We start from the raw sequence: 2,144 nt of genomic DNA on the forward strand, positions 1-2,144 counted from the left end.
ATCCACAGGTGTTGTGCTCGCTCCTTACCCGGGCACAGCCCCCAGAACAAGATCAGACCAAACAGGACATTCGCGGACTACTCCGGGGCCCTGCCCCTACTGAAGGCGCGAGGTAGGCACAAAAGGTATAAATAAAATTCCCCTCTGAGGCGACGACCGCACCAAAGGCTCAGTTATGATGCCGTTCATCATGGCGAACCCCAAGGCTACGTGCAATCGTCGCGAAGGCTGCAAGGGCGATTAGTATTGACGAATACAGCAGTACGGTTGGGACCACATCGATCCATTGGATCATTGCGCCGGCGAACGCGGGTGCCACCGGTAGCAAACTTCCGCCAACGAAATGGACGGCGGAACTCACCCGTCCCTGAATCGCGGGATCCGCAGAGGTGAGTATATAACCGACAATCGAGGCGTTGGCGGCGGGTCCGAGGAAGAAGGCGACCGCACCGATGAGACCGATAAGATAAGCGGAGTTGGCCACTGCCAACAGCGGGGTCACCGTCGCTGCGACCCAACCGAACGCCGAAATCAGCGTTCGCGGCCGGAATCGCGCCACTAGTCGGGGCGCGGCCAACGCACCCATCAGCCCGCCCGCGCTGGTGATCGAAAACAACAGTCCCGTGGCCGCAGGGCTGGCACCGTGCCGCTCGGCCAGCATGACGCAGACCAGCCCGATCGACTGGAAGACGAAGGTCACGCCAGCAAACCAGAGCACCGCGCCACGCACAAATCGCTCTCGCCAGAGCCAACGCAGACCTGCGCTTACGAATCCACGGTCTCGCTGCGAAGTGCGCTCTCGCCCGTTCTGTAGGGGTCGCTTGATCAAAGTCAACCCGACGGCGGACATTAGGTAGGACACGGCATCCACCAGGAACGGCACCATTCTACCAACGCCGAAGAGCATGCCGCCAAGTGCCGGTCCAACCAGCGTAGCGAAATGCATGCGAGATTCGTTTCGCGCAGCGGCCTGAGTCAGCTGTTCCCTTGCTACCACATGGCGCAAGGCTGCTATTTCTGCAGGCTGGAAACAACTGCTCAATGCTGCTTCCAATGCGGCGGCGAGGAGGATGTGGGAGAAGGTAACCTGACCAACAATACCGGCGATGACTAAACTACCCAATGCAGACGCGCGCCCCAGGTCCGCCGCTATCATGATACGCCGACGGTCGAAATGATCTGCCAATAGCCCTGCCGGCAGCCTACACGCCAGTGCGGTAATGGCACCAACCGACGCGACAAGCCCCGCGCGTGCAGCAGACCCGGTGATAGCCAATGTAAGCAAGACAAAGCTTACGGACGAGATGGCGCTACCCAGACTGGAGATCGCTTGCCCTACCCACAGAACTATGAAATCCTGATTCCGGGAGAGTGGACGTACCGGTGGCTCTACGGTGGTCGGGTTGCTCTTCTCTGTCGATATTCCGGTCACATCATTTGATGTTAGTGACGAGCAGAACCTCGTCGCATGCGTGAGTTAGATCACAGACTGAACCCAGCCAGCACGTGCAGGTCCCTTACGCCGGAGTCGGCAAGCGCCCACCCCGTAGTACCTACAGCCGGCCCGCACCCTCAAGAACCTTGCCCTCGCCCACGACTCCGACACCCGGCTGGTGCATGGCGCACGAGGCTCCCTGCGGCCGACCACGCCCCCGCCCAGCCCGCAGGCGCACTGTCCGGACACTTCCTCGCCCTACACGTACGCCCCGTTACCTAATGAGTCCCGAACGGCCCGCCGTGGTCCATGGGATGCCTGCCCGTTACCTGGTCCCTTGAGACCCTTAAAAAGATCGGCGGCGTGGGCTCGGTGAGCCGTTCGTGTGGTGGTCCGGCCCGTCGGGGACATGCCTGCACACCTCTGGACCGTGTCAGGTCTCATGCAAGACCGGCGGATCTGGGCGGGGCCGGACTACCTCGTGACCTTTGGGCAGGATGTTGATCGTGGTTGTAGCCCGCCCGCACGGCGAACACCTCGCATACCGGGAGCCGACGAGCTCTGACTGGACGTTTGCTTCATCTTCGGGCCGGTAATGGCCGATTCGCGCCTCGACCTCGGTAGCGCGAAATGCCCGACCCGACCTAGAAAGAAAACATATCGGTGGACATAGGCCTACCCGGTTTCAGCGCATATCACCCCGGGATCG

General features: G+C 61.1%; 1 protein-coding gene and 1 pseudogene. One reads left to right on the plus strand and one right to left on the minus strand.

Annotated elements, in window-relative coordinates; genetic code table 11:
• Window positions 1–169: 169 nt before the first annotated feature.
• Window positions 170–1,432: an MFS transporter gene (locus K228_RS0124690; RefSeq protein ID WP_025620755.1), complete on the minus strand. Its 1,263-nt coding sequence runs from the start codon at window positions 1,430–1,432 to the stop codon at window positions 170–172.
• A 68-nt stretch (window positions 1,433–1,500) separates the two neighbouring features.
• Between K228_RS0124690 and K228_RS29960 the strand changes: the two are divergent.
• Window positions 1,501–1,708 (plus strand): annotated as a pseudogene (locus K228_RS29960) (IS701 family transposase); the annotation flags it as partial.
• Between the last annotated feature and the right edge of the window lie 436 nt (window positions 1,709–2,144).

This window comes from Salinispora cortesiana (assembly GCF_000484695.1).
Taxonomy (GTDB): domain Bacteria; phylum Actinomycetota; class Actinomycetes; order Mycobacteriales; family Micromonosporaceae; genus Micromonospora; species Micromonospora cortesiana.